The following is a 6,143-nucleotide window of genomic DNA, read 5'->3' as shown; positions in this document are numbered from 1 at the left end:
GCCCGGAACGGCGCGGGGGTCGGCGCGGCCACCGGCGCGGGCGCCGGAACTGCAGCCGCGCGCGGTTGCGGCGGCGGGGCCGGCTGGTCGGGCAGCACGCCCTTGATCACCGGCTCCTGCTTGGCCTTGCCCTTCTCGCGCCGGGTGATGCCGACCTCGTCGTCCGGCTCCTCGATCATGGTGTAGCTGGCCTGCAGGTTTTCTAGCCGCGGGTCGTCGTGGCGCAGGCGTTCGAGCTTGTAGTTGGGCGTCTCGAGGTGCTTGTTGGGCACCAGGAGCACGGTCGTGCGCTGGCGCAGCTCGATCTTGGTGATCTCGGTGCGCTTCTCGTTGAGCAGAAAGCTGGTCACTTCCACCGGTACCTGCACGTGCACGGCCGCGGTGTTTTCCTTCATCGACTCTTCCTGGATGATGCGCAGGATCTGCAGCGCGGAAGACTCGGTGTCGCGGATGTGGCCGGTGCCGTTGCAGCGCGGGCACGTGATGTGGCTGCCTTCGCTGAGTGCCGGGCGCAGGCGCTGGCGGCTGAGTTCGAGCAGGCCGAATTTGGAGATGGAGCTGAACTGGACGCGCGCACGGTCGGTGCGCAGCGCGTCACGCAGGCGGGTTTCGACTTCGCGGCGGTTCTTGCTCTCCTCCATGTCGATGAAGTCGACGACGATCAGGCCGCCCAGGTCGCGCAGCCGCATCTGGCGCGCGATCTCGTCGGCGGCTTCCAGGTTGGTGCGGGTCGCGGTTTCCTCGATGTCGCTGCCGCGCGTCGAGCGAGCCGAGTTCACGTCCACCGAGACCAGCGCCTCGGTGTGGTCGATGACGATCGCGCCGCCCGAGGGCAGGTTCACCGTGCGCGAGAAAGCCGTTTCGATCTGGTGCTCGATCTGGAAACGGCTGAACAGGGGCGCGTCGTCGCGGTAGCGCTTCACCCGCGACGCCGTCTCAGGCATCACGTGGTTCATGAACTGCTGCGCCTGCTCGAAGATGTCGTCGGTGTCAATCAGGATCTCGCCGACATCGGCGGTGAAGTAGTCGCGGATGGCGCGGATCACCAGGGACGATTCCTGGTAGATCAGGAAGGCGCCCTTGCCCGCCTTGGACGCGCCGTCGATGGCGGTCCAGAGCTTGAGCATGTAGTTGAGGTCCCACTGCAGCTCGGGCGCCGTGCGGCCGATGCCGGCGGTGCGGGCGATCAGGCTCATGCCCTTGGGATATTCGAGCTGGTCGAGGTTTTCCTTGAGTTCCTCGCGGTCCTCGCCCTCGATGCGCCGGCTCACGCCGCCGCCGCGCGGGTTGTTGGGCATCAGCACCAGGTAGCGGCCGGCGAGCGAGACGAAGGTGGTGAGTGCGGCGCCCTTGTTGCCGCGCTCTTCCTTTTCCACCTGCACCAGCAGTTCGGTGCCGTTGGAGATCACGTCCTGGATCTTGGCATCGCGAACGCCGACGCCCTGCTTGAAGAACTCCTTGGCGATCTCCTTGAAGGGCAGGAAGCCGTGGCGGTCTTCGCCGTAGTCGACGAAACAGGCTTCGAGCGACGGCTCGACGCGGGTGACGACGGCTTTGTAGATGTTGCCCTTGCGCTGTTCGCGCCCTTCGATCTCGGTTTCGAAGTCGAGCAGCTTCTGCCCCTCGACGATGGCCAGGCGCCGCTCTTCCGGCTGCGTGGCATTGATCAACATGCGTTTCATGTGCACTCCTTCGCGGGAGGCTGTGGGCCCGCCCGCGCACGTTTTAAGCCGTCCCCGAAGTCCGGGGGCGGCCGATTCGACGCACGAAACAGCGTGGAGGAGCGGAAGGAATCGCCCTGGACTCGGTCGTCGTCCCCCGCAGGGGATCAACGACTAAAGCGTTGGCGCGTGCACTCGGGTGGGCTCGGAGGGTCTTGCACCGGAGCGCAAGGCTCCGGCATGGCGCGGTCCCTGGCACACGGGCCGGCCGCGCAGCATCGAAGCTGCGAGCGGTGCGTGGGCGGCAAAAAGGGGCGGGCCGAAGTCATCCGGGAGGTCACGGGAGCGCGGGCTGCAGCGCTGGGATCTCGTCACTCGCGTGACGCACTTCGCTCTGCAGCCGAAGGAAACCTTGTGTGGTGCTCGTTCTACGCTGGCTCTGCCGCCACCTTGCGCTGTCTGCCGCTCACCTTGGGAGCCGACCCGACCGCGCGCCGCGGCGTTGCATCACCGAATGCCTGCCGCCGACTCGGCAACAGGGCCCATTGAGCACGGTAAGTGACGGGTAAACTCAAACAAATCAATCACTTACGGCGCACAAGTGGTGCAAGGCATTATAGGAGGCAAAGGAGCGCTGGCGAACCGAGGCGTGAAAGCGCGTGCGGCGGCGGGCGGCAAGCCGGCGACACGCACCGCAAGCAGGCCGCCTCCGGTGCTGATCCGCGCCGCTGCTCCGACGCCGGCCGCGCCGGCCGTGCAGCATGTGACGGTCGGTGAGAACGGCGCCGGTCAGCGCCTCGACAACTACCTGATCAAGACGCTCAAGGGCGTGCCGAAAACGCATGTCTACCGGATCATCCGCAGCGGCGAAGTGCGGGTCAACCGCGGCCGGGCCGGCGCCGACACCCGGCTTGCCCTCGGCGACGAGCTGCGGCTTCCACCGGTGCGCGTGGCCGAGCGCCTCGAGAACAAGGCTGCTGCCGCGCCGCCGCGCGAGTTTGCGATCGTCTTCGAAGACGATCACCTGATCGCGATCGACAAGCCGGCCGGCGTGGCGGTGCATGGCGGCAGCGGCGTGAGTTTCGGCGTGATCGAGCAGCTCCGCCGCGCCCGGCCCGAGGCGCCTTTTCTCGAACTGGTGCACCGGCTCGACAAGGAAACCTCCGGCTTGTTACTCATCGCCAAGAAGCGCAGTGCGCTGACTCGCCTGCAGGAGCAGTTCCGTGCGCGCGAGACGGGCAAGACTTACGCGGCGCTGGTCATCGGCCGCTGGCCGGCCGGCCACAAGGTCATCGACGTGGCGCTGCACAAGTACCTCGACGCCGCCGGCGAGCGCCGCGTGCGCAGCGTCACAGACGGCGAGGCGGCGGGCCGTCGCTCGATCACCCTCGTGCAGGTGGCGCGCGCGTTCGCGGCCTGCACCTTGCTGGACGTGACCATCAAGACCGGCCGCACCCACCAGATCCGCGTCCACCTGGCCGACGCCGGCCATGCCATCGTGGGCGACGACAAGTACGGCGATTTCGCGCTGAACAAGGCGCTGGCTCGGGGCGATGCGGCGAGCGGCCTGATGGCGGCACCTGCCGGCGCTGCGCTGCCGCGCTTCGGCCGCATGTTCCTGCACGCTCGCCTGCTGCGCTTCGAACATCCGGCGAGCGGGGAGACCGTCGAGCTCGAAGCCGCGTTGCCTGCAGAATGCGCGTCCCTGTTGAAATCGCTCGCATGACTCCCATTCGCCCACGCCGCTTCGACCTGATCGTCTTCGACTGGGACGGCACGCTGTTCGACTCCACCGCGCTGATCGTCAAGTGCATCCAGTCGGCGGCCACCGATCTCGGCACCGAGGTGCCGAACGACACGCAGGCCGCCTACGTGATCGGCATGGGCCTGGCCGAGGCGCTGGAGCATGCCGTGCCCAACCTGGCCCGCGAGCGCTACCCCGAACTCGGCCTGCGTTATCGCCACCACTACTTCGCGCGTCAGCACGAACTCACGCTGTTCGACGGCACGCTGGCCATGCTCAATGCGCTCAAGGAGCGCGGGCATGTGCTCGGCGTGGCCACCGGCAAGTCGCGCCGCGGCCTCGACGAGGTGCTGCACACGGTCCAATTGCGAGGCTTGTTCGAGGCCACGCGCACGGCCGACGAGACCGCCGGCAAGCCGCACCCGCGCATGCTGCTCGAACTCATGGACGAGTTGAGGGTTGCGCCGGGGCGCACGCTGATGGTGGGCGACACCACCCACGACCTGCAACTGGCCGCCAACGCCGGCACGGCCAGCCTGGCGGTGAGTTTCGGCGCACACGAGCCCGAAGCCTTCGAGGCCTTCTCCACCTGCTGCGTCGCGCACTCCACTCGCGAACTGCACGACTGGCTCCTCGCCCATGCCTGAGTCTTCGCCGGCGTCGCCGAGCGCGGCAGCCGTTGCAAAGCCAGGCACCTGCGAGCCGGAAGGTGGGCGTGGCGCCCTTTGAGCAAGTGTCTGGCTCTGCCGAACCGGTGCCGCTGTGTGCTTCTGGCGATCTCGCCGAACGCGGCCGCGCCGTGCTGTTCGACGTGCTCGAGTACGGCCGCCCGATGCGCGCCTTCGCGCTGCGCTTCGATGGCAAGGTGGTCGCTTATCTGAACCGCTGCGCCCACGTGCCAGTGGAAATGGACTGGCAGCCGGGCGAGTTTCTCGACGCCGATCATGAGGTGATCCTGTGCTCGATCCACGGCGCCAGCTATGCGCCGACCACCGGCCGCTGCGTCGGCGGGCCCTGCGGCCGCAGTCGGCTCACGCCCCTGTCGGTGACCGAACGGGACGGCGAAGTGTGTTGGTATCCTTCCCGCGACATCCGGCCCGCGTTCGGCCCCTGAACCCGTTCCGGCGACGCGTTGCGCCGTCCTTCGAGAGATTGCCATGAGCCCCATCGACGATCCCCGCCCGGCCGAGCCCACGCTGGGGCCGCCTTCCGCGCCTTTGCCGCCGTCGCCGGCCCTCATGCCGGCCGTCAGCGCCGGTGTCGACAGCCGCGTGGTCGAGGAATTCGCCCGCCGCTATCTGAAGGACCGGCGCAGCGAGCGCCGCTGGCGCATCTTCTTCCGGCTGATGTGGCTGCTGTTGATCGGCGCCTTCGTCTGGTTCCTGTTCGCGCAGCAGCGACTGGTCAGTGCGCCGAGCGGGCCGCATACCGCGCTGATCGAGATCCGCGGCGAAATCGACCGTGAAGCCGAGGCCAGCGCCGAGGGTCTCAATGCCGCGCTGCGCAACGCCTTCGAGGACGCTGGGGCGCAGGCCGTGGTGCTGCGCATCAACTCGCCCGGCGGCAGCCCGGTCCAGGCCGGCCTGATCAACGACGAACTGTTGCGCCTGAAGGCCCTGCACAAGAAGAAGGTCTATGCGGTGTGCGAGGAGCTGTGCGCGTCGGCGGCCTATTACGTCGCCGTGGGCGCCGACGAGATCTATGTGAACAAGGCGTCGGTGGTCGGCTCGATCGGCGTGCTGATCGACAGCTTCGGTTTCACCGAGGCGATGGACAAACTCGGCGTCGAACGGCGCCTCATCACCGCCGGCAACAACAAGGCCTTGCTCGACCCGTTCTCGCCGTTGCCTTTTTTGCAGCGCGAGCATGTGCAGGCGTTGATCAACCAGGTGCACCAGCAGTTCATCGCCGTGGTGAAGCGGGGCCGCGGCGAGCGGCTGAAGGAGACGGCAGAGATCTTCTCGGGCCTTTTCTGGAACGGTGAGCAGGCGGTCAAGTTGGGCCTGGCCGACCACATCGGTAGCCTCGACCTGATTGCGCGCGAGGTGGTCAAGGCCGAAGAAGTGATCGACTACACGCCCAAGCAGAATGTGGCCGAGCGGCTCGTGAAGCGTTTCGGGGCGGCCATCGGCGCTGGGGCGGTGCGAGCGCTGGGCGGATTCGGTTCTATGCGCTGAACTGCGCGGCCTTTTGCCGATCGCCGCGCGTGCTGGCGGCGCGGCATGAAGAAGCAAGGCGCGTGGCCTGCCGTTCAAGCGCGGGCGACCAAGCCGCTCAACAGATCCTCTTCGATCCAGCGGCGCAGCAGCGCGCCAGTTTCGGCCTTGATGGACGCGTCCGGGAACTCGGCAACGAGTGCCGCGCAGGTGGCGGCAAACCCGTCGCCCGTGAGCAGCCGGTCGATCGCGCCGGCTTCGAGCGGGCCCAGGCTGCGAAAGTGCGGTTGCAGTCCGCGCCGCCATACCAGTAGTTCGGTGGGCTGGTCCAGGCGCGAGGCTTGTGGCGGCGTGCCGTCCTGGTCGATCGCCTGCCAGATCGCCAGCGTGTTGTGCTGCAGGCGCAGGCGCTGGCAGCTCGGCTGGAACTCGAAACCGACCCGCGCCCAGTCCTCGGCGGGCAGCGCTGCCAGCTCGTCCAGGCCGAGCACCGGCGCGTCGGCGGCATCGAAGGCGCGGCGCAGGGCCCCGTCGAGCGAGGCCAACTCGCCGATGTCGGGATCGTTCGGGCAGGCTTTGAAT

Annotated in this window: 5 protein-coding genes and 1 pseudogene; 4 read left to right on the top strand and 2 right to left on the bottom strand. The window is 67.8% G+C overall.

From position 1 onward, the window contains the following. On the bottom strand, window positions 1-1,682 hold a 1,682-nt coding region (locus tag H0W38_RS14730), incomplete at its 3' end, for an Rne/Rng family ribonuclease (RefSeq protein ID WP_292455360.1). A 733-nt stretch (window positions 1,683-2,415) separates the two neighbouring features. On the opposite strand from H0W38_RS14730, the gene H0W38_RS14725 reads away from it, so the two are divergent. The 4 genes from H0W38_RS14725 to H0W38_RS14710 all read left to right on the top strand — a co-directional run bounded on the left by H0W38_RS14725 (window position 2,416) and on the right by H0W38_RS14710 (window position 5,582). Continuing rightward, entirely contained in the window at window positions 2,416-3,387 is a 972-nt protein-coding gene (locus H0W38_RS14725; RefSeq protein ID WP_292455366.1) for an RluA family pseudouridine synthase, read from the top strand. Beyond that, window positions 3,384-4,052, top strand: coding sequence for an HAD family hydrolase (locus H0W38_RS14720; protein WP_292455357.1), 669 nt, complete (start codon window positions 3,384-3,386; stop codon window positions 4,050-4,052). Before H0W38_RS14725 ends, H0W38_RS14720 begins: the two co-directional genes overlap by 4 nt. A gap of 68 nt (window positions 4,053-4,120) precedes the next feature. Further along, window positions 4,121-4,519, top strand: coding sequence for a Rieske 2Fe-2S domain-containing protein (locus H0W38_RS14715; protein ID WP_292455355.1), 399 nt, complete (start codon window positions 4,121-4,123; stop codon window positions 4,517-4,519). 124 nt (window positions 4,520-4,643) lie between these two features. After that, the gene (locus tag H0W38_RS14710; RefSeq protein WP_292455363.1) at window positions 4,644-5,582 is read left to right on the top strand and encodes a S49 family peptidase; all 939 of its coding nucleotides are present in this window, start codon (window positions 4,644-4,646) and stop codon (window positions 5,580-5,582) included. Window positions 5,583-5,656: 74 nt separating this feature from the next. Here H0W38_RS14710 and H0W38_RS14705 read toward each other — a convergent pair. Beyond that, a pseudogene (locus tag H0W38_RS14705) lies at window positions 5,657-6,143 on the bottom strand (hypothetical protein); the annotation flags it as partial.

Source organism: Methylibium sp. (assembly GCF_013817365.1).
Classification (GTDB): domain Bacteria; phylum Pseudomonadota; class Gammaproteobacteria; order Burkholderiales; family Burkholderiaceae_C; genus Methylibium.
Note: the sequence above shows the minus strand (reverse complement) of the source record. Positions and strands in the feature narration are given on the sequence as shown.